We start from the raw sequence: 19398 nt of genomic DNA on the forward strand, positions 1-19398 counted from the left end.
GAGCGGATGTATCGCACGGGTGATCTGGTGCGGTGGACGGCTGATGGTGAGGTGGTGTTCGTCGGTCGGGTTGATGATCAGGTGAAGGTGCGGGGCTTTCGGGTCGAGCCGGGTGAGGTGCAGGCGGTTCTGCTGGCTCATCCGCAGGTGGTGCGGGCGGCGGTGGTGGCGCGGGAGAATGTCCTTGTTGCGTATGTCGTCGCGGCGGGGCCTCTTGGTGATGTGCGGGAGTTCGCCCGGCAGCGGTTGCCGGAGTACATGGTGCCGTCGCAGGTGGTGGAGCTGGCTGAACTACCGCTGACCCCCGCCGGCAAACTCGACCGGACCGCGCTACCCGCACCCGGCCAGAGTCGTGCCGGCGCCGCACGGCCACCCGGGACGCCCCAGGAAGAACTGCTGTGCGACGCCTTCGCCGACATCCTGGCCCTGGACTCGGTCGGCGCGGACGACAACTTCTTCGACCTGGGCGGGGACTCGCTGCTCGCGGTTCGGCTGATCTCCCGGATCCGCGCCGTCCACGGCGCCGAACTCGACATCCGTCACCTCTTCGACACACCCACGGTCGCGCAGCTCGCGCACCGGCTGGACGTGCCGGCGCCGGCACGGCCCGCTCTGCGGCCGATGGCCCGGGAGGGAATCCGATGAGATACGACATGAGCGACGCACCCGACCTGGTGACCTTGATCCGTCAGCACGTCGCCGAGCGGCCGCAGGCCCCCGTCGTCGGCTTCCTGGCCGACCCGGACGACATCCGCGGTGGGGTCGTCTCGTGGACCTACGAGCAGCTCGACCGGGCGGCGCGCGGGTACGCGGCCTGGATGCAGGAGCGGCTGCCCCGCGGATCACGGGTGTTGCTGCTGCATCCCAACGGGCTGGACTTCGTCGCCGCGTTCTACGGCTGCATCTACGCCGCGATGATCGCCGTGCCGGCGCCGCTGCCCGGCCGGCACCGCCACCACCGGCACCGCGTCGCCACGATCAGCACCGACGCGGACGTCAGCGCGGTCCTCACCACGTCGGCGCATCTGGGCGAGGTCCGCCTCTGGGCCGAGGCCTCCGGACTGGGTCACCTGCCGATCGCGTCCGGGGACGAGCCGGGATTCGGCAACCCGGCGGGCTGGACCGCGGTGCCGCCGGACCGTGCGGCCCCCGCGCTGCTGCAGTACACCTCCGGGTCCACGGGCGATCCGAAGGGTGTCGTGGTCACCCACGACAACATCCTCTACAACCTGCGCTCCTGCGCCCGGGGGCTGGACTGGCCCGAGCAGTGGCGGGTCGGTGGCTGGGTTCCCCTCTATCACGATCTGGCGATGCAGGGCCTGCTCAACATGACCGTCCTGCGCGGCTCGTACGTCCTGCTGATGGAGCCGATCTCGTTCGTGCGGCATCCGGTGCGCTGGCTGCGGACGATGGCCGAGCACGACCTCCAGGTGACCTTCGCGCCCAACTTCGCCTACGAGCTGTGCACCGAGCGGATCAGCGACGACGAGGTGGCCACGCTCGACCTCTCCGGCTGGAGGATCGCCGGCAACGCCTCGGAACCGGTGAACCCGGCGGTTTTGAAGGCGTTCGCCGGGAAGTTCGCGCCCGCCGGGTTCCGCCCGGAGGTCTTCGCGCCGATCTACGGGATGGCCGAGGCCACCGGCTACATCGCCGGCGAAGTGGGCCGCGAGCCGGTGGTCCGGGTCGCCGGGCTCGCGCCGGGAGATCCGGTACGCGAGATCACCGGATGCGGCACCCCGAACGAGGCGTGCGAGATCCGCGTGGTGGACCCGGAGAGCCGGCACGTGCGTCCCGGCGGGCAGGTGGGAGAGATCTGGGTACGCGGCCGCAGTGTGGCCCCCGGCTACTGGAACCGTACGGACGCGGCGTTCGACGCGGTGACCGCGGACGGCGAGGGCGGCTTCCTGCGTACCGGTGATCTCGGGATGTTGGCGGACGGCGAGCTGTACGTGTACGGCCGGCTCAAGGAGACGCTGATCGTGCGCGGCCGCAACCTCTACCCGCAGGACGTCGAGCAGGAACTGCGCGCCCAGCATCCGGAACTCGGCCGGTGCGGCGCCGTGTTCTCGGGACAGCCGGCCGGAGCCGGCGACGCGCAGGGCGTGATCGTGACCCACGAGGTGACGAACGTGGCCCGGGACCGGCTGCCGGAACTCGCCGCCGAACTGCGGCACACCGTCGGGCGCGAATTCGGCGTCCAAGTGTCCACCGTGGTGCTGCTGCGCCCGGGAGCGGTGCTGCGCACCACCAGCGGAAAGATCCGGCGTTCGGCCATGCGCGAACTGTTCCACGAGGGACGACTCGCCGCCCTCTACCAGCATCCCCCGGTGCCGCAGGACACCCTCCCGTCCACACGCTGACCGTCGACCGGAACCCAGAACGAGGAGACTCCATGTCCGCGACCGCAGTCGCCCGGATCCAGTCCGAGCTGCAGGAGTGGCTGTGCCGGCATCTCGCCGCCCAGCTGCGCCTGCCGTACGAGTCGATCGACCCCGCCGAGCGGATGTCGGCCTACGGGCTCGACTCCGTGCGGGCCGTCGCCGTCCTGGTCGAGACGGAGGAGTATGCCGGCTTCCCGATCGACCCCGAAGCCCTGTGGGACTACCCCACCGTGGAGACGTTCGCGCGCTTCCTCGCCGAGCAGATGGCCGACCGCCCGGAATACTCCGAAAAATTGAATGGCTGAATCCTGTCCAACTGACCTTGTTGAACAGTTGAACAGCGCACTGATTGACGCTCTTGATGGACTCAGCGCCCCGGGTCATAGTGGATCCGGTCAGCCCAATCGCCGAAAAGTGAGGACACTTCCGTGCCGAATCCGTTCGAAGATCCTGACGCCAATTACCTCGTTCTCGTCAACGACGAGGGACAGCATTCGCTGTGGCCGGTATTCATCGACGTGCCCGAGGGCTGGACGACCGTGTTCGGTGAGGCGCCGCGTGCCGACTGCATGGAATACATCGAGAAGTCGTGGACCGACCTGCGGCCCAAGAGCCTGATCGCGGCCATGGAAGGCACGAAGTAACCATCGACCGGCATGGCGAGGATGTGATGGGAACACTCTCCGGGTCGGGCCGTGCCTGGCGGCCCCACGAGATCATCAGCGATGGTCCGGGCGCTCCGGACCTCGTCGGCCGGCTCGACGCTCTGGGGCAGGACGAGCTGACCGAGCTGCTCACCGAGCGGAAGGCGCTCGTCTTCCGGGGGTTCGATGTCCCGCCGGACGGCATCGAACCGGTCCTCGACCGGTTGGTGCCCGGCCGCCTGCCCTACGTGCACGGCAACTCGCCGCGGACTCGGGTGACCGGCAACCTCTACACCTCCACCGAGTACCCGCAGCAGTACACCATCTCCATGCACAACGAGCTGAGCTACGCCCACCGCTGGCCGGTGCGGCTCGCCTTCTACTGCGAGAAGGCCGCCGACAGAGGGGGTGCGACCAGCGTGCTCGACGGTGCCCTCTGGCTCGAGTCGCTGGACGCCGAGGTCCGCGACGCCTTCGCCGGTGGCATCCGCTACGTGCAGAATCTGCATGACGGGTACGGCTTCGGCAAGAGCTGGCAGGACACGTTTGAGACCAGCGATCGTGGGGCGGTCGACGCGTTCCTGCGGGACTCCCAGGCGGAGTGGGAATGGGGGCCCGACGGTCTGCGGGTGACGCAGTTGCGGCCGGCGACGGTGAAGCACCCGGTCACCGGTGCCGAGGTCTGGTTCAACCAAGCGGACCAGTGGCATCCGGCGGGCCTCGGCGACAAGACGTCGGCGGAACTCTACGACATCCTGTCGCCGGAGGAGTTCCCGCAGTACGTGACGTTCGCGGACGGCGCCCCGATCCCCGACGCCTACATCGAGCAGATCCTCGGCCGGGGGCTGGAGAACGCCGTCGACGTCGACTGGCATACGGGCGACGTGCTGCTCATCGACAACGTCCTGACCGCGCACGGCCGCCGGCCGTTCGAAGGAACCCGCCGGGTGTTGGTGGCGATGTCCGGCTGACCGCCGGGCCACGAGAGATCGACAGGAAGGGCGCGGACACTGTCGGCGCCCTTCCTGCATGCCCGCGCACCGGCCATTTCAGAGGAGCCCGATCCCATGTCGTTCGTGCACAGCAACGGAGTCCGGCTCTGGTACCAGCGGGCGGGACGGGGTGAGCCGGTTCTGCTCATCATGGGCTCGGGCGCCGCCGGCCACGTCTGGGACATGTATCAGACGCCGGCGCTGCGACAGGCCGGCTACCAGACCGTGATCTTCAACAACCGTGGGGTGGCGCCGTCGGACGCGCCCGGTGGCAGGTATGCCTTCGCCGAGCTGGTGGACGACACGCGGGGGCTCATCGAGGCGCTGGGGCTGGCTCCGTGCCGCATCGTCGGCACCTCGCTGGGCGCGATGATCGCGCAGGAGCTGGCCGTCACGGCACCGCACCTGGTGCGTTCAGCGGTGTTGATGGCCACCCGGGCCCGTTCGGACACCCTGCGCCGCGCGCTGTCGCTGGCCGATCGGCGGTTGCGGGAGAGCGGCATCGAACTGCCGGCCGGTTTCGACGCGATCCACTCGGTGTTGCGGATGCTGTCACCCCGGACGTTCGACGACGAGGCTGCGGTGGCGAACTGGCTGGAGCTGTTCGAGCTGGGATCGGGCGCAGACAGCCCGACGGGTCAGGCGTGGATCGACACCGACACGGATCGCCGCCCGCGGCTGCGCGGGATCACCGCCCCATGCCGGGTGATCTCCTTCACCGACGACGTGGTCGCGCCGCCCCACCTGGTCGCCGAGGTGGCGGATGCCATCCCGGACAGTGACCTGGTGGAGATCCCGGGCTGCGGCCACCTGGGACACCTGGAACGTCCCGAGCTCGTCAACGCGGCGATCGTCGAGTTCTTCGACAAACACTGAGGCCTCGGCGGATCAGCTCGCCCGGTCGGCTTCCCGCCGGCGCTCGATCGCCTCGTACAGCGCCTTGATGTTGTTGCTGCCGAAGGTCCGCGCGCCGCGCCGCTCGATCAGCTCGTAGAACAGCGTCCGCCGGTCGTGGCGTGACTCGGTGAAGATCTGCAGCATCACGCCGTCGTAGTCACGGTCCGCGAGGATGTTCAGGTTCCTCAGCGTCGTCACCGGCACGCCGACGTCACCGAGCCGCTCCGGCAGGGCCGCGTAGTACTCGGCCGGTGTGCCGAGGAATCGGACGCCCCGGCCGGTGCAGTCCCGGACGCTCGCGGCGATGTCGCCGGTCAGGAAGGCGACGTGCTGCACCCCCGGCCCGGCGTTGTCCCGGACGAACGCGTCGATCTGGCCGGGCGCGCGGGTCGTGTCCGGTTCGATGATGGTCAGCGTGACGCCCCGCGAGGAGCTCTGCACCACCTTGGAGTCCATGGCCTGGCTGCCCACCACGATCCGTTCCTTGAAGGTCTGCTCCCAGCCGAAGACCTGTTGATACCAGCGGATGGTGTCGGTGAGAGTGCCGGCCGGCACACAGACCGCCAGGTGATCGATGGTCTGCAACAGCCCGGTGGTGCTCGCCGGCTCGCCGGTCTCCTCGATCTGGCCGGGGGCGAACAGGCCGTTCGCCCGGTTGCGGGAGACCAGGCAGTGCTCGACGTCGCCGAACCCGCGGACCGAGGCGAACGTGACCCGGTCGCCGTCACGGTCCAGGACGACCGGGGCGGCGGCCGGCTCGGCGCCGAGCCGCACGGCCTCGGTGAAAGCGGCGGCGGCGTCGTCGACGGCGAGCCCGACGACCGCTACGCCCGCACCGTGCCGGCGGACGTACTCGCCGGCACGGTGGGCCGGGGTCAGCGCGGCAGTCACGACCAGGGTGATGTCGTGCTGGCGGAGCAGGACGGACCGCCGGTCGGTCAGGCCGGTCTCGGGGCCGCCCTGTCCGGCCACCGAGAATCCGAAGAGCCCGGCGAGTTCGTCGGCTGCCTTCTCGGCGTCCTCGACATAGATTTCCAGGTGGTCGATCGTACGAGTGTCCATGGCACGCCTCTGCAAGGTAGCGGGGTCAGTGGTGTCGGGAGCGGTGTGGCGCGGTCAGCCGGCCGCGGTCTCCCAGAACAAGCCGTCGGCCGAGGCGACCAGCCCGCCCTTGAACAGCGGCGTCTCGTCGCCGGCGTGCTCACCGAGCTGCGCCCGGGTCTGCACCGAGGCGCCCTCCTGCATCGCCTGGCGCACGACCGAGGACTTGAACAGCGGGGTCATGCTGGCCTCGTTCTGGCTGACCAGCGTGTCGACGGCGGTGGCGAACTCCCGCGAGCGCTGCTGGAACCGCACGGTCGCGGAGTCGGCGCCGGTCAGTTCGAGGTCCGTGGTGGACATGCCGGCCACCAGCTCGACGAACGACTCCAACTCGGTGCGGGCGCCCGTGTTGATGACCTTCTTGGCCGACCAGAAGTACGAGTTCTCATCCACGTGCATGTCGTAGAACGACACCAGGAACTCGTAGAACACGCTGTACTCGCGCCGGTAGCGTGCCTCGAACTCGTCGAAGGCGGACTTCTCGTCGACCTTCCCGGCCAGCACGCTGTTGATCGACCGGGACGCGAGCAGGGCGCTGTAAGTGGCCAGGTGCACGCCGGAGGAGAACACCGGGTCCACGAAGCAGGCGGCGTCGCCGATCAGCGCCATGCCGGGACGCCAGAAAACCGTGTTGAGGTACGAGTAGTCCTTGCGTACCCGCAGCTTGCCGTACTGGCCCTCGGTCACCCGGGTGGCGCCGGCCAGGTAGTCGCGGATCAGCGGGCACTCGTCGATGAGGCCGCGGAGCGCGACCTCGGGGTCGCCCTGGATCCGCGCGGCCTCTTCTCGCCGGACAACGGCGCCGACGCTGGTCAGCGTGTCGCTGAGTGGGATGTACCAGAACCAGCCGCTGCCGAAGGCGGCCGACAGGATGTTGCCGGAGTAGGGCGCCGGCAGCCGCTTGCCGCCCTCGAAGTAGCCGAACAGGGCCACACTGCGGAAGAACTCCGAGTACTCCCGGCGGCCACCGGCGAATCCGTGGAGACGGCCGGTGTTGCCGGAGGCGTCGACCACGTACCGCGCCGCGACGCGGTGCTGGTTGCCACCGGCGTCGGAGTAGACCGCGCCGGTCACCCGCCGCTCGTCGTCCTCGACGACCGCGGTGACCGTGCAACTCTGCCGCACCTCGACGCCGTTGCGGACCGCGTTGTCGAGCAGGATCTTGTCGAACCTGCTCCGCTCGACCTGGTAGGCGAAGGAGGTCTGCCCGGTGATCTTCGGTGATACGGAGAAGGCGAAGTTCCACGGGACGTCGTTCGTGCCCCACCGGAAGGTGCCGCCGCGCTTCTTCGGGAAGCCGGCCTCGGCCAGTTCGTCCGTCACCCCGAGCAGCCGGCAGATGCCGTGCACGGTGGAGGGCAGCAGCGACTCGCCGATCTGGTACCGCGGGAAGGTCTCCTTCTCCACGAGGAGCACGCGATGGCCCTGCTTCGCCACGAGCGTCGCGAGCGTTGAACCGGCCGGACCGGCGCCCACCACCACCACGTCGAAATCGTCCTGCTGCACTGTGTCCATGGAATGCCCTTCAGAAGCGCGGATTCGGTCGTCGCTACTGCCGGAAAATCGCGTTCAACGTCGGCAAAAATGCGAAATAGGACCCCGATCAACGTACGTCCTCGAAGTCTCCGCTTTTGTATTCAAGCCCATTCTGGCGCTGAGGATCGCATGAGCACGGCAACGTCGACAATGTTGTCCAATATTTCGTTACGACCGTTACGCGTCCAACCCGATCACTTTTCCGGTTGGACAACGCCGAGCCCGGTTGGCTACTCTAATCGGATATTAGGGAGGAAGGCAGACATCGCACCGGCGAATCGGACGACCATTTTTCGGTATTTCTGTCGTCTTTGCCGGGTGTTTCGGTCATCCAGGGTGAAGAGAACATCTCAGGCTAGGGGTTAGGGGGTTCGGCCATCCATCGGGACAGGGGTTACCCATCGCTTCCGGCCGATGTTAGCTTTCGACGGTTGAAATGAATCAATAACCGGTGCAGCGCACTTTCAAAAAGCGCACCGGCCAGCTTCGAACGCGGGGAGAAGAGTCATGGTCACTGGCTGATTCTGATCGTTTCATCCGCCCGGGCTACGCGGCCGGACCTCTGCCGAGGTTTCCCGGACTCGCGTCCGACTCGTATTTCACACGAGATCAACGGGCTGTTCTGCGCTGCATGAACCTCGGACCGGGGCCGGTGGGTGGCAATCAGTTGTTCCGCCCGCCGTGGTCGCGTCCGGTGGATCCGCCGAAACCGGTCACTGACATCCGTACGCCTCCGGCCGCCCGGAAAAGCTGTCCCGGCCGGCGTGCGGTGCCGACCTGCGGCCGGCAGGGGAATGAGCGACCGAGCCGGTGTGCCGTCGGGCCCGGCTCCATCGAGGCCGAAGACCTGACTCACGTGTGTGTCAGTGACGATCCGGCGCGCGCGTGGTGAACTGAGGAGCTCCATTGACACCTGAAGAAGAGGACATCAAACGACAGCCCGTCGTCGCCATGGAGATCGGCTCGCTCAGCGTGAGCGGGTCACCCCGGCTCGCCGGCGCGGACCCGGTGCATGTCGAGGCCATCGTCGCTGTGCAGGGTGACCTGCCACCGATCCTCGTGCACCGGCAGACGATGCGCGTGATCGACGGCGCCCACCGGATCCAGGCGGCGTTGCGGCGCGGCGAGACGACGATCGCCGGGCGCTTCTTCGACGGCCCCGAGGACGAGGCTTTCGTACTGTCGGTGTGGCTCAACGTCTCGCACGGCCTGCCACTGGCCCTGGCCGACCGCAAGCGGGCCGCGGAACGCATCGCCGTCTCGCATCCGCAGTGGTCGCATCGCCGGGTCGCCGCGGTGACCGGCATCTCCCCGGGCACCGTCGCCGAGATCCGCCGGCGGGTGACCGGTGCCGCGGCGCCCGGCGAGGGCCGCATCGGCCAGGACGGCCGGGTGCGCCCGCTGGACAGCAGCGCGGGACGCCTGCTCGCCGGCCGGTTGATGACCGAGAACCCCAGCCTGTCCCTCCGGCAGGTCGCCAAGGCCGCGGCCATCTCCCCGGAGACGGCCCGCGATGTCCGTAACCGCCTGCTCAGCGGAGCCGAGTTGGTGCCGGCCCGGCGGGTGCGCGGCGCGGCCCAGCCGGCGGCGCGGAACACGGACCGGGATCGGCGTGCGCTGAACCTGGTCCGCCCCGGCGACCGGCCGGAGCCGATGCTCGACCGGTCCGCCGTCGTCGAACGGCTCATCGGTGACCCGGCGCTGCGCTACACCGACTCCGGCCGTAACCTGCTGCGGCTCCTCATGCTGCACGCGCGCTGGACGAAGGAGTGGGACACCATCGTCGACAACGTGCCGCCGCACTGCACCGACGTGGTGACCGACCTGGCCCGCCAGTTCGCCGACCTGTGGGCCGATTTCGCCACCCGGGTCGGCCCGGGAGCTTCGGTGGCCAGCTGACCGCGCCGCGCGCACGCCGGCCGGCGCTGGAACGACCCGGCAGCCGGACCGCCGGACACGGTGGTCCGGCATTCCCGATGTCCGGAGAAGGAAGTGTTCGACCGCGCACCGGAAATCGATCGGCGAACCTGCCCTCGCGTCGGATCGCCATAGATCCGGGAGGGAACATGATCGGCATCTCGACGCCCGCCCGCCCCCTGATCCGGCTGACGCTTCAGCGGTTGGAAAAAGCCGCTCCGAGAATGACGAGAATGGTCGTCGCGGGCCCCGCCCTCGCTCACTGGAACGCGGGCCCTTTCACGGACACGTACGTGCGCATAGTCTTCCCGAGGCCAGGGGTGGCCTACCCGGACGACCTCGACATGAGCCGGATCCGTACCGCGTTGCCCCGTGCGGCGTGGCCGCGCTTCCGGACCTACACGGTGCGCTCCTTCGACCGCGCCGCGGCCGAACTGTCGATCGACATCTTCGACCACGGCTGCCCCGGGCTCACCCCGTCCTGGCTGGCCACCCTGCGCCGCGGTGACCCGGTGCTGCTGTGCGATCCGCGCGGCCGGTACCGGCCCCGCGCCGAGGCGGACTGGCACCTGCTGGCGGGCGACGCGGTCGCGCTGCCGGCGATCGCCGTGACGCTCGAGGCGATGGCGCCGGGCACGCGGGTGACGGTGCTGGCCGAGGTCGGCGACGCCCGGGAGGAACAGCCGCTGCCCACCGCCGCGAACGCGGAGATCCGGTGGGTCCACCGGTCCCGCGGTCAGAGCCTCACCGAAGCCGTCCGGTCGCTGGCCTTCGAACCCGGTGTGGTGCAGGCTTTCGTGCACGGAGAGGGCGGCGCCATGCGGGGACTGCGCCGGTTCCTGCTGGAGGAGCGCGGCGTCGCGAGGGCGTTGCTCTCGATCTCCGGTTATTGGCGCCGTGGGCTCAACGACGAACAGTGGCGTCAGGTGAAGGCCACCGAGGCGGACCGGTGAGGGCACCCGCCGAGCCGTTCAGCCGGGATGTCCAACCGACGGCCTCCGACGGTTGGACAGCAGATCCGGAATCCATTCACATCGTCGACAACGGGAGCTCCCTTGACCGAGAAAAGCGTCGTGGAATCGTCGTCGCTGCACAGGTCGGAACTGCACACGAGTATCTCCGACCCCGTCCTGGACACCATGAACTTCCTCAACGAGATCACGCTGCGCTACCCGGAGGCGATCTCCTTCGCGCCGGGCCGCCCGTACGACGGCTTCTTCGAAACCGACGAGGTCCTCGCCCACCTCCGCCGCTATCTCGATCACCTGGCTGACCGGGGGGCATCGCCGGCGCAGGTGCGCACCGCGGTCTACCAGTACGGCCCGACCGCCGGCCAGATCCGCGAGATCATCGCTGACTCCCTGCGGCGCGACGAGGGCATAGACGTGCCGCCCGAGTCCATCGTGGTCACCGTCGGTGCCCAGGAGGCCATGCTGCTGGTCGTCCGCGCGCTCATCCGCGACCCGCGCGACGTCCTGCTCGTCTCCAGCCCCTGCTACGTGGGCATCACCGGAGTCGCCCGGCTGCTCGACGTGACGCTGCGGGCGGTGCCGGAGCCGGCGGAGGGCTTCTCGCCGGCCGATCTCGACGCGGCGATCCGGGCCGAGCGGGCCGCCAGACGCCGGCCGCGAGCGTTCTACCTCGTGCCCGACCACGCCAATCCGTCGGGCTCCACGCTGTCCGCGGCGGCCCGTGCCGAGCTGCTGGAGCTGGCCGCCCGGGAAAACGTGCTGATCCTCGAGGACACCCCGTACCGGCTGGTCAGCCCGAGCGAACCGTTGCCCACGCTGAAAGCGCTGGACCGCCGTCGCTCGGTGGTGCACCTGGGCTCGTACTCAAAAACGATCTTTCCTGGCGCCCGGGTCGGCTTTGCCGTGGCCGACCAGACGGTGACCGGCGACGACGGTCGGACCGGCCTGCTGGCCGACGAGCTCGCGAAGATCAAGAGCATGGTGACGGTGAACACCTCGTCGCTGAGCCAGGCCGTGGTGGCGGGTGCTCTGCTCGCCGCCGGCGGGCGGGTCTCCGAGCTGAACGCCAAGGCGGCCGGCCATTACGGCGACGCCATGCGCCGGGTGCTCGACCGGCTCGCCGAACGGCTGCCCGAAGCGCGGCGCGCCGAGCTGGGCGTGCGGTGGAACGAGCCCAGCGGCGGCTTCTTCCTCAGCCTGAGCGTCGATTTCGAAGCCGACGACGCCGCGCTCGTCCGCTCCGCCGAGCAGTTCGGCGTGATCTGGACGCCGATGCGCTACTTCCACCCGGACGGCGGAGGGCGCCGGGCCATCCGGCTCTCGGTCAGCTATCTGTCACCCGAGGAGATCGACGAGGGCATCACCCGGCTGCTGGCGTTCGTCGCGGACCAGACCGGCCGCCACCGTGCCGGACGGGGGCGCCGGCGATGACGGTGCACGCCATCCGCGGCGCGGTCCAGGTGCGCGCTGACGACCGCGCGCAGATCCTGGAGGCCACCACCGAGCTGGTCATCGAGGTGATGACGCGCAACGACCTGGCGAGCGCGGACGTGGTCAGCATGCTCTTCACCACGACGCCGGACCTGACGGCCGAGTTCCCGGCGCTGGCCGCGCGCAAGGCCGGCCTCGGGGACGTGCCGTTGCTCTGTGCGAGCGAGATCGCCGTGCCGGGGGCGATGCCACGCGTGGTGCGGCTGCTCGCCCATGTCGACGTCGAGCGCGGCCGGACCGGGATCCGGCACGTCTATCTGGGCGGCGCCGAGGCCCTGCGGCCCGACCTCGGCAGCTGACACCCGGGGGCGGTGGTCACGCCGCCGCTCGCACCGCCCGCAGACGCCTCGCCTCGGCGACCGTCGCGCACCCGGCGAGCCCCAGGGCGTCGCGCAGCTCGACGCCGAACAGGTCGAGCACCCGGCGCGCACCGGCTTCGCCACCGGCGGCCAGACCCCACAGCAGCGGCCGCCCGGCCAGTACGCCGGAGGCCCCCAGCGCGAGTGCCCGGAGCACGTCGGTGCCGCTCCGGATGCCGCTGTCGAGCAGCACCTCGCAGCCGCCGGCGACCGCCGCGACGACCTCTTCCAGCATGTCCACACTGGGTACGGCACCGTCCAGCTGGCGGCCGCCGTGGTTGCTCACCACCACCGCGTCCACCCCGGACTCCGCGGCGCGCCGGGCGTCCTCCGCGGCCAGCACGCCCTTGAACACCAGGGGCAGCCGGGTGTGCCGCCGCAGCGTGGCGATCGACTGCCAGGTCAGCGCGGGGGAGAACGCCTGGCTGGTGTGCGCGGCGACCGCCGACGTGTCGGCCCGCCTCCGGTGCGCGGTGTCGGTGGTGCTGAGGTTGGCGGCCCGTACGTCCGCCGGCAGCGAGAACCCGTTGCGGATGTCCCGGTGCCGGCGCCCCATCCACGGCACGTCGACCGTGACCACCACGGCCTGGCAGCCCGCGTCCTCGGCCCGGCGCACCAGATCGAGCACCGCGGCGGTGTCCCGGAGCCAGTAGACCTGGAACCAGACCGTCCCGCCGGCCGCGGTGATCCGCTCGATCGGGACGCTGCTCAGCGTGCTGGCCACGAACGGCACCCCGGCGGCCGCGGCGGCCCGTGCAGTCGCGTCCTCCCCGTCCGGGTGCAGCAGTCGCTGGTAGGCCACCGGCGCGACGGCCAGCGGCTGTGCGACCGGCCGCCCGAGCAGCGTCGACGCGGTGTCACAGGCGGAGACGTCGCGCAGCACGCGGGGGACCACGAACACCCGGTCCAGCGCGGCCCGGTTGGCGGCCAGCGTGGTCTCCCGGCCGCTGCCGCCGGCGACGAAGTCCCAGACGTCGGCGGGCAGCAGCGCGGCGGCGGCCTGCTCGGCGTCGGCGACACTGCCGAAGTCCGGCTCGGTCGTGGAGTCCATCGGCCCTCCTGCTCAGCTCGCGTGTCCCGGTTCGGCCGGTCCGCCCGGACTGTAGGGCGGTGCCGGTGGTGTTGGCGAGCCGTCGCTGGACATGGTGCGCTTCTCCCCGTGGCGAGGCCGGGCGGTGTCAGGGCGGCAAGGTCGATCGGGGCTGGTGGTTTTCCGTGATTCGCAGTCTGCTCGTGATCGGGACGGGCCTGATCGGCACCTCGGTGGCGCTGGCCGCCCGGCGGTCGGGGGTGACCGTCTTCCTGGCCGACCGGGACGCCGCGACGGCCAGGGTCGCCGAGTCTCTCGGCGCGGGCCGGGCCGAGACGCCCCGCGACCCGGTGGACCTCGCGCTTGTCGCGGTGCCGCCCGGACAGGTCGGCCTGGTGCTGCGAGAGGCACAGAAGCGCGGGGCGGCACGGAGTTACACCGACGTGGCCGGGGTCAAGGGGGAACCGGAGCGCGACGTGTTGCGGCTGGCGCCCGACCCGGTGGCGTATGTCGGGGGACACCCGATGGCCGGACGGGAGCGGTCCGGCCCGGCGGCGGCCACCGCGGAGTTGTTCATCGGCCGGACCTGGGTGCTCACCCCGTCCGCGCGGACCGGCGCCGTGGCGCTGGAGAGCGCGAACTCGCTGGCCACCCTCTGCGGTGCGGTGCCGGTGCTGCTGGAGAGCCGGGTGCACGACGCGTTGGTGGCGCTCACCTCACACGTCCCGCACCTGATGGCCAGCCTCACCGCGGCCCGCCTCAGGGACGGCCCCGCCGGGACGGAGACACTCGTGGGGCAGGGCGTGCGCGACGTCACGCGGGTCGCGGCCGGCGATCCTCATCTCTGGGCGGACATCGTACGGGCGAACGCGCCGTCGCTGATCCCCGTGCTGCGCGACGTCCGCGGTGACCTCACCCGGCTGCTGGCCGCGGTCGAGATTCTGGCCCGGCCGGCCGCGGACGGTCACGACGGCGCCCTGCGCACGGTCCTCGCTCTGCTGGAGCGGGGTGCCGCCGGCGCGGCCCGGGCCCGGGTGCCCGGACACACCACTTTCCCGGGAAGCGCGCATCAGTCATAGTGATTCCGCCGGATCGCGGAGCACATTTTCTGACGCGACAAAGATGCGCAGGAATTGTCGCCCGAACGTCAGCCGGATACCGCGACCGAATCGTTTCCGCACGCGTGTGACGGCGACGCACACCCACCGGAGGGAATTGTGCCCTACCTGGATACCAACGGAACTCGGCTGTCGTACGAGCGCACCGGCCACGGCGAGGACGTGCTTCTCATCATGGGGCAGAACGCCGCCGGCCACGTCTGGGACATGCACCAGACGCCCGCCCTGCGCCGAGCCGGCTACCGGACCACCACGTTCAACAACCGCGGCATCCCGCCGTCCTCGGCGCCACCCGGCAGTTACACGCTCGCCGACATGGCGGCCGACACCCGCGGGCTGATCGAGGCCCTGGGCCTCGCACCCTGCCGGATCGTCGGGACGTCGCTGGGCGCGATGATCGCGGAGGAGCTGGCGATCCAGAGTCCGGCGCTGGTGCGGTCCGCCGTGCTGATCGCGACCCGCCCGCGCGCCGACGTCTTCCGCGCCGCCCAACTCGCGGCTGATCGTGAGCTGGCGGAGCAGGGCCGCCGCCTCCCGGCCCGGTACCGGGCGGCCGACACGGCGCAGAAGATGCTGTCACCGGCGACCCTGCGGAATGACGCCGTCACCGCTACCTGGCTGGAGATTCTCGAACTCGCCGCCGGGAGCGGCGACGCGACGGGCCAGGCCGGAGCCGACACCGGCGAGGACCGCCGGACCGCGCTGACCAAGATCGAAGCACCCTGCCGCGTGATCGCCTTCAGCGACGACAGCATCGCGCCACCGCATCTCGCCGCCGAGGCCGCCGAGGCCATCCCGGACTGCGACTTCGTCGAGATCGCGGACTGCGGCCACCTCGGCTACTTGGAACGCCCGGACGAGGTCAACGCCGCGATCGTCGAGTTCCTCGGCAAGCACTGACAAGGAGTCTCCGATGGCGATGCTGGGCAGTCCGGGTGTGGGCCCGCTGCGGATGAGGGACGACTCGGCCGTCAAGGGGCACCAGGTGCGGCCCGGCACGCTGCGGCGTGTCCTCCCGTACGCCCGGCGGTACCGCTGGCCGCTGCTCGGGCTGGTGGCGCTGACCACTCTGCACGCCGCCCTCACCGCGGTGGCGCCGTTTCTGCTCAAGTTCGTCATCGACGACGGCATCGTGCCCCGGCGCCGCGACGTCGTGCTGGGCCTGTCGCTGCTGATCGCTGTCGCGACGCTGATCGATGCGATCGCCGTGTACTCGCAGACCTGGCTGTCGAACCGGGTGGGTCAGGGTCTGCTCTACGACCTGCGCACCACGGTGTTCGCCCACGTCCAGCGGCAGCCGCTGACCTTCTTCACCCGCGCGGAGACCGGTGCTCTGATCAGCCGGCTCAACTCCGACGTGATCGGCGCGCAGCAGGCGGTGACCACCCTGTTGTCCCAGACGACCTCGACGCTGCTCACGCTCGTGTTCGTCATCGGCACGATGTTCTACCTCTCCTGGCAGCTGACGGTGGCCGCGCTCGTGCTGATCCCGCTGTTCCTGCTGCCCACCAGAATGATCGGCCGCAGGCTCCAGCGGGTCACCCGCGAACGGATGACGGTGGAGGCGGAAATGGCCTCGATGATGGGTGAGCGTTTCAACGTCGCCGGGGCGATGCTCACCAAGCTGTACGGGGAGCCGGAGCGCGAGACCGGCGCGTTCGCCGGCAAAGCAGCGGCGGTACGCGACATCTCCACCACCCAGAGCACGTACGGGCAATTGGTTCCGCTCCTGCTCACCGTGCTGGCCGGAGTCGCCACCGCGGTGGTGTACGGCGCCGGCGGCAGCCTCGCCATCGACGGTGTCCTGGAGATCGGCACGATCGTGGCCATGATCGGCCTGATCAGCCGGGTCTTCGGCCCGATCAACCAGCTGGCCAACATGCACGTCAGCGTGATGACCGCGCTGGTCAGCTTCGACCGGCTGTTCGAGATACTCGACCTCGAGCCCTTGATCAAGGAGGGGCCTCACGCGCGGGTGCTGGAATCGGGCCCCGACGGCACGGACGCACCGGACATCGAGTTCGACCACGTCTCTTTCCGCTACCCGGACGCGAAGGACGTCTCGCTGGCGTCGCTGGAGACGACCGCCCGGCACGGACAGGAGCGCACCGGGAACGCCTGGGTGTTGCGTGACGTGACGTTCCGCGTCCCGGCCGGGAAGCTGACCGCTCTGGTCGGGCCGTCCGGTGCCGGCAAGACCACCATCACGCAGCTGGTGCCGCGGTTGTACGACGCGGCCGAGGGCACCGTGCGCATCGGTGGTGCGGATGTCCGGGACCTGACCCTGCGCTCGCTGCTCGGGACCGTCGGGGTGGTGACCCAGGATGCCCACCTGTTCCACGACACTCTGCGCGCCAACCTGCTGTACGCCCGTCCCGGCGCCACCGAGCAGGAGATGATGACGGCCTGCGACGCGGCCCGCATCGGGGACGTGATCTCGTCGCTGCCGGACGGCCTGGACACGGTCGTCGGCGATCGCGGCTACCGGCTCTCCGGCGGTGAGAAGCAGCGGTTCGCGCTGGCCCGGCTGCTGCTCAAGTCCCCGCCGGTGGTCGTGCTGGACGAGGCCACCGCCCACCTGGACTCCGAGTCGGAGGCGGCCGTCCAGCGTGCCCTGCACACCGCGCTGACCGGCCGCACCTCCCTGGTGATCGCGCACCGGCTGTCCACCGTGCGGGAGGCGCACCAGATCCTGGTCGTCGCCGACGGCCAGATCCGGGAGAGCGGCACCCACGATGAGTTGCTCGCCGCCGACGGACTCTACGCGGACCTGTACCGCATCCAGTTCGGGCACGACAACGGCCGCCGGCCGCCGGCCACCACGGCTTTCCGGCATCCCTGACAAGCGTGCGCGAGCCGAGTTCCACCGTGAATGTCCGCGGTGGCGGCTCGGCGTGCTGGAGGTGATCCGGGTGTCGGCGCCGTTCAAGCTGGTCAGCCGGGAGAACCACGCCGCGCGCTCGGTGATCCGCATCGGCGGCGTACCGATCGGTCCGGGCACGCTCACGGTGATCCTCGATCCGTCGCACTCCGGCGGCCGGCGTGATCCGGTGCTCCCGCTGACCCGCGCGGCGATCGCGGTGGGTGCGGACGGCGTGCTCATCGACGTGCGTCCGGAACCCAAGGCGGCGCTCTGCGACGGTGACCAGGCGCTGCCCGGGTCCGACCTCCGGGAGATCGCTGACGTGGTGTCGAACATGACGCAGCTCATGGGACGCGTGCTCGCCGGTGCGGCGGCCGTCGGGGCACAGCGCCGTTCCTCCGGCACAACAAACCGGCCGGTACGCGAGGAGACTCGCGTACCGGCCGGTTTTCGACGTCGGCTACCAGCGCCATTCGCGTTTGTTGAAGAGGTGCTCCGCGGTGATGCCGTTCGAGGAGCACCAGGTGAGGAACTCCGCGATCTGCTTCATCTGGTAGGTGTCCTCGTTGTAGGTGGTCGCCATGACGTGCCCCTGCCAACTCTCCTCGCCCATGGCGTAGATGTAGCCCTCGTCGGCACCGAGTTCGGTCATGATGGCCGCCGCTTGCTGGGCGTTGGAGCCGGACAGTTTGCGCGAGTCGCTCATCTTCTTGGTCACCGGGCGGGTCAGCAGGCCCTGGTAGAGCCAGGTCAGCGGCGCTCCGTCGCACTCCATGCCGAGGAACGCCATGTCGACATTGCCGAGGTGCCGGCGCACGTGCCGGTAGAGCACCGGGTCGATGCCGGACGAGTCGGCGCCGACGTAGATGTTGGCGTCGGCGATCTGGACGAAGTACGTCGACTTGGAGCGGATGTCCAGGTCGGAGTGCTCGCCGAGGAACGGGGTGGCCACGATCCGGCCGCCGGGGATCGCGATCTCGTCGAAGTCGTCGACATCGACGACGGTGAAGCCCAGGGCCCTGAGGTAGAGCGCGATGGACGGGTCGCAGAGATTGCCACGGGACGAGCGCGGGACCACCACGGCGCCGATGCGCTTGCGCAACTGGAACAGCGTCTCCAGGACGATGTGGTCCTGGTGACCGTGGGTGATCAGTACGTAGTCGATCCGATCAGGCAGGTCGTCGAGGGTGTAACGGTCGCCGTGGCGGTTGTCGGCACTGATGAACGGGTCGGTGATGATCGTGGTGTCGGCCGACTGGATGACCAGGCAGGCATGGCCGAAGTAGCGGACCCGGCCGCCGGACGCGATGGCACGGTCGGGTGACAGGCTCGGTTCGTCGGTGAGCAGCCGCCGCAGTTGCACCGTCTGCGCGTCGTCGAGTTCCAGCATCTCCCGGAGGTGGCCGACGGTGGTGGGCGCGATCCGCGCGGCGAACAGCTCGTCGATGCCGGCGTGCTGGAACGGGATCTCCAGGTCCAGCACGCCGGGCTGGGGCAGCCGCGGCGTGCTGAGGATGAACGGCCGTTCGACACCGGTCTCCAGCGACAGCTGGATCGACTGGCGCCCGGTGTCGTAGACCGGGCTGGTGTAAAGGACCGGTTCAAGCAGGTGCAGGGAGGCCTGGTTGCCGGTGTCGTAGGCGAGTTCGACCAGACCGTTGAGCGGTGCCGGGAGTCGCGGGTAGAGCGGGGTGAGGTCGAAGCCGGTGGCGTTCTGCCGCAGCAGGTCGTCGGCCTCGGCGATCGCGTCGTTGAACGCCAGCATGTCGGCACGGTCGCGTTTGATCGTGTCGAGGAGTTCGGCTACCTCGTTGCTGCGCGACTCGTCGACGTTGACGAAGTAGCCGCCGCGCAGGGCGGGGTTGACGCTGGCCGCCATGTGCACCTGCGGGTTCTGCAGGTACGACTCGAGCAACGGTATCTGGACCTTCGCCAGGTTCATCGAGGCCTGTGCCGGCGACACGATGTGCATCCAGGCGTAGAACCGGTCGACCAACGGCTCGATGATCGCATTGGACCTCAGGAATACGGGTTCGTCGCTGACATTCATGAGCCCTCCAGCGGGGAATGGTCAGTCTGATTGACGGTGAACATC

The 19398-nt window shown here is 69.9% G+C and carries 17 protein-coding genes and 1 pseudogene; 14 read left to right on the forward strand and 4 right to left on the reverse strand.

Going from position 1 to position 19398, the window contains the following annotated elements:
- From ACH442_RS45220 to ACH442_RS45245, 6 genes are all read left to right on the forward strand, one after another.
- Window positions 1–645: phosphopantetheine-binding protein (locus ACH442_RS45220; protein WP_396344375.1), on the forward strand; the 645-nt coding region annotated here is incomplete at its 5' end.
- Window positions 646–653: 8 nt separating this feature from the next.
- Window positions 654–2363, forward strand: a complete 1710-nt coding sequence (locus ACH442_RS45225) for a fatty acyl-AMP ligase (protein WP_396344376.1) — start codon at window positions 654–656, stop codon at window positions 2361–2363.
- Between the two features lie 32 nt (window positions 2364–2395).
- Window positions 2396–2689, forward strand: a complete 294-nt coding sequence (locus ACH442_RS45230; RefSeq protein WP_396344377.1) for an acyl carrier protein — start codon at window positions 2396–2398, stop codon at window positions 2687–2689.
- 123 nt (window positions 2690–2812) lie between these two features.
- Window positions 2813–3028 carry an MbtH family protein gene (locus tag ACH442_RS45235; RefSeq protein WP_396344378.1) on the forward strand — a complete coding sequence of 72 codons (216 nt, stop codon included), beginning with the start codon at window positions 2813–2815 and terminating at the stop codon, window positions 3026–3028.
- A 26-nt stretch (window positions 3029–3054) separates the two neighbouring features.
- A complete protein-coding gene (locus ACH442_RS45240; protein WP_396344379.1) occupies window positions 3055–3999 on the forward strand; it encodes a TauD/TfdA family dioxygenase in 945 nt (314 codons plus the stop codon).
- Between the two features lie 96 nt (window positions 4000–4095).
- Window positions 4096–4896, forward strand: a complete 801-nt coding sequence (locus tag ACH442_RS45245) for an alpha/beta fold hydrolase (protein ID WP_396344380.1) — start codon at window positions 4096–4098, stop codon at window positions 4894–4896.
- 12 nt (window positions 4897–4908) lie between these two features.
- On the opposite strand, the gene hppD is transcribed toward ACH442_RS45245, so the two are convergent.
- On the reverse strand, window positions 4909–5979 hold the full coding sequence (gene hppD / locus ACH442_RS45250; RefSeq protein WP_396344381.1) for a 4-hydroxyphenylpyruvate dioxygenase: 1071 nt from the start codon (window positions 5977–5979) through the stop codon (window positions 4909–4911).
- A 54-nt stretch (window positions 5980–6033) separates the two neighbouring features.
- On the reverse strand, window positions 6034–7533 hold the full coding sequence (locus ACH442_RS45255; RefSeq protein ID WP_396344382.1) for a tryptophan 7-halogenase: 1500 nt from the start codon (window positions 7531–7533) through the stop codon (window positions 6034–6036).
- Between the two features lie 927 nt (window positions 7534–8460).
- On the opposite strand from ACH442_RS45255, the gene ACH442_RS45260 reads away from it, so the two are divergent.
- The 4 genes from ACH442_RS45260 to aroH all read left to right on the forward strand — a co-directional run bounded on the left by ACH442_RS45260 (window position 8461) and on the right by aroH (window position 12232).
- A complete protein-coding gene (locus ACH442_RS45260; protein WP_396344383.1) occupies window positions 8461–9453 on the forward strand; it encodes a ParB/RepB/Spo0J family partition protein in 993 nt (330 codons plus the stop codon).
- Between the two features lie 167 nt (window positions 9454–9620).
- Window positions 9621–10424, forward strand: a complete 804-nt coding sequence (locus tag ACH442_RS45265) for a siderophore-interacting protein (protein ID WP_396344384.1) — start codon at window positions 9621–9623, stop codon at window positions 10422–10424.
- Between the two features lie 102 nt (window positions 10425–10526).
- Window positions 10527–11873, forward strand: a complete 1347-nt coding sequence (locus tag ACH442_RS45270) for a PLP-dependent aminotransferase family protein (RefSeq protein ID WP_396344385.1) — start codon at window positions 10527–10529, stop codon at window positions 11871–11873.
- The gene (gene aroH / locus ACH442_RS45275) at window positions 11870–12232 is read left to right on the forward strand and encodes a chorismate mutase (RefSeq protein WP_396344386.1); all 363 of its coding nucleotides are present in this window, start codon (window positions 11870–11872) and stop codon (window positions 12230–12232) included. Before ACH442_RS45270 ends, aroH begins: the two co-directional genes overlap by 4 nt.
- A gap of 16 nt (window positions 12233–12248) precedes the next feature.
- Here the strand turns inward: aroH and ACH442_RS45280 are convergent, their stop codons facing one another.
- Window positions 12249–13343, reverse strand: coding sequence for an alpha-hydroxy acid oxidase (locus ACH442_RS45280; protein ID WP_396344388.1), 1095 nt, complete (start codon window positions 13341–13343; stop codon window positions 12249–12251).
- A 164-nt stretch (window positions 13344–13507) separates the two neighbouring features.
- On the opposite strand from ACH442_RS45280, the gene ACH442_RS45285 reads away from it, so the two are divergent.
- From ACH442_RS45285 to ACH442_RS45300, 4 genes and pseudogenes are all read left to right on the forward strand, one after another.
- Window positions 13508–14401 (forward strand): prephenate dehydrogenase, encoded by an 894-nt coding sequence (locus ACH442_RS45285; RefSeq protein ID WP_396344389.1) that lies wholly within the window; start codon window positions 13508–13510, stop codon window positions 14399–14401.
- Between the two features lie 138 nt (window positions 14402–14539).
- On the forward strand, window positions 14540–15340 hold the full coding sequence (locus ACH442_RS45290) for an alpha/beta fold hydrolase (RefSeq protein WP_396344390.1): 801 nt from the start codon (window positions 14540–14542) through the stop codon (window positions 15338–15340).
- 13 nt (window positions 15341–15353) lie between these two features.
- On the forward strand, window positions 15354–17282 hold the full coding sequence (locus ACH442_RS45295; RefSeq protein ID WP_396344391.1) for an ABC transporter ATP-binding protein: 1929 nt from the start codon (window positions 15354–15356) through the stop codon (window positions 17280–17282).
- A pseudogene (locus ACH442_RS45300) lies at window positions 17176–17640 on the forward strand (hypothetical protein); the annotation flags it as partial. The gene ACH442_RS45295 and the pseudogene ACH442_RS45300, both read left to right, overlap by 107 nt.
- 123 nt (window positions 17641–17763) lie before the next feature.
- Here ACH442_RS45300 and ACH442_RS45305 read toward each other — a convergent pair.
- A complete protein-coding gene (locus tag ACH442_RS45305; RefSeq protein ID WP_396344392.1) occupies window positions 17764–19353 on the reverse strand; it encodes an MBL fold metallo-hydrolase in 1590 nt (529 codons plus the stop codon).
- Window positions 19354–19398: the final 45 nt, after the last annotated feature.

Source organism: Actinoplanes sp. NPDC020271, assembly GCF_044388125.1.
In the GTDB taxonomy this organism is placed as follows: domain Bacteria; phylum Actinomycetota; class Actinomycetes; order Mycobacteriales; family Micromonosporaceae; genus Actinoplanes.

What these genes read in the sequence shown, in the direction of transcription:
- ACH442_RS45225 (WP_396344376.1), top strand. Translation starts at nt 654, where the DNA reads ATGAGCGACGCACCCGACCTGGTGACCTTGATCCGTCAGCACGTCGCC.
- ACH442_RS45230 (WP_396344377.1), top strand. Translation starts at nt 2,396, where the DNA reads ATGTCCGCGACCGCAGTCGCCCGGATCCAGTCCGAGCTGCAGGAGTGG.
- ACH442_RS45240 (WP_396344379.1), top strand. Translation starts at nt 3,055, where the DNA reads ATGGGAACACTCTCCGGGTCGGGCCGTGCCTGGCGGCCCCACGAGATC.
- ACH442_RS45245 (WP_396344380.1), top strand. Translation starts at nt 4,096, where the DNA reads ATGTCGTTCGTGCACAGCAACGGAGTCCGGCTCTGGTACCAGCGGGCG.
- hppD (WP_396344381.1), bottom strand. Translation starts at nt 5,979, where the DNA reads ATGGACACTCGTACGATCGACCACCTGGAAATCTATGTCGAGGACGCC.
- ACH442_RS45255 (WP_396344382.1), bottom strand. Translation starts at nt 7,533, where the DNA reads ATGGACACAGTGCAGCAGGACGATTTCGACGTGGTGGTGGTGGGCGCC.
- ACH442_RS45265 (WP_396344384.1), top strand. Translation starts at nt 9,621, where the DNA reads ATGATCGGCATCTCGACGCCCGCCCGCCCCCTGATCCGGCTGACGCTT.
- aroH (WP_396344386.1), top strand. Translation starts at nt 11,870, where the DNA reads ATGACGGTGCACGCCATCCGCGGCGCGGTCCAGGTGCGCGCTGACGAC.
- ACH442_RS45280 (WP_396344388.1), bottom strand. Translation starts at nt 13,343, where the DNA reads ATGGACTCCACGACCGAGCCGGACTTCGGCAGTGTCGCCGACGCCGAG.
- ACH442_RS45295 (WP_396344391.1), top strand. Translation starts at nt 15,354, where the DNA reads ATGGCGATGCTGGGCAGTCCGGGTGTGGGCCCGCTGCGGATGAGGGAC.
- ACH442_RS45305 (WP_396344392.1), bottom strand. Translation starts at nt 19,353, where the DNA reads ATGAATGTCAGCGACGAACCCGTATTCCTGAGGTCCAATGCGATCATC.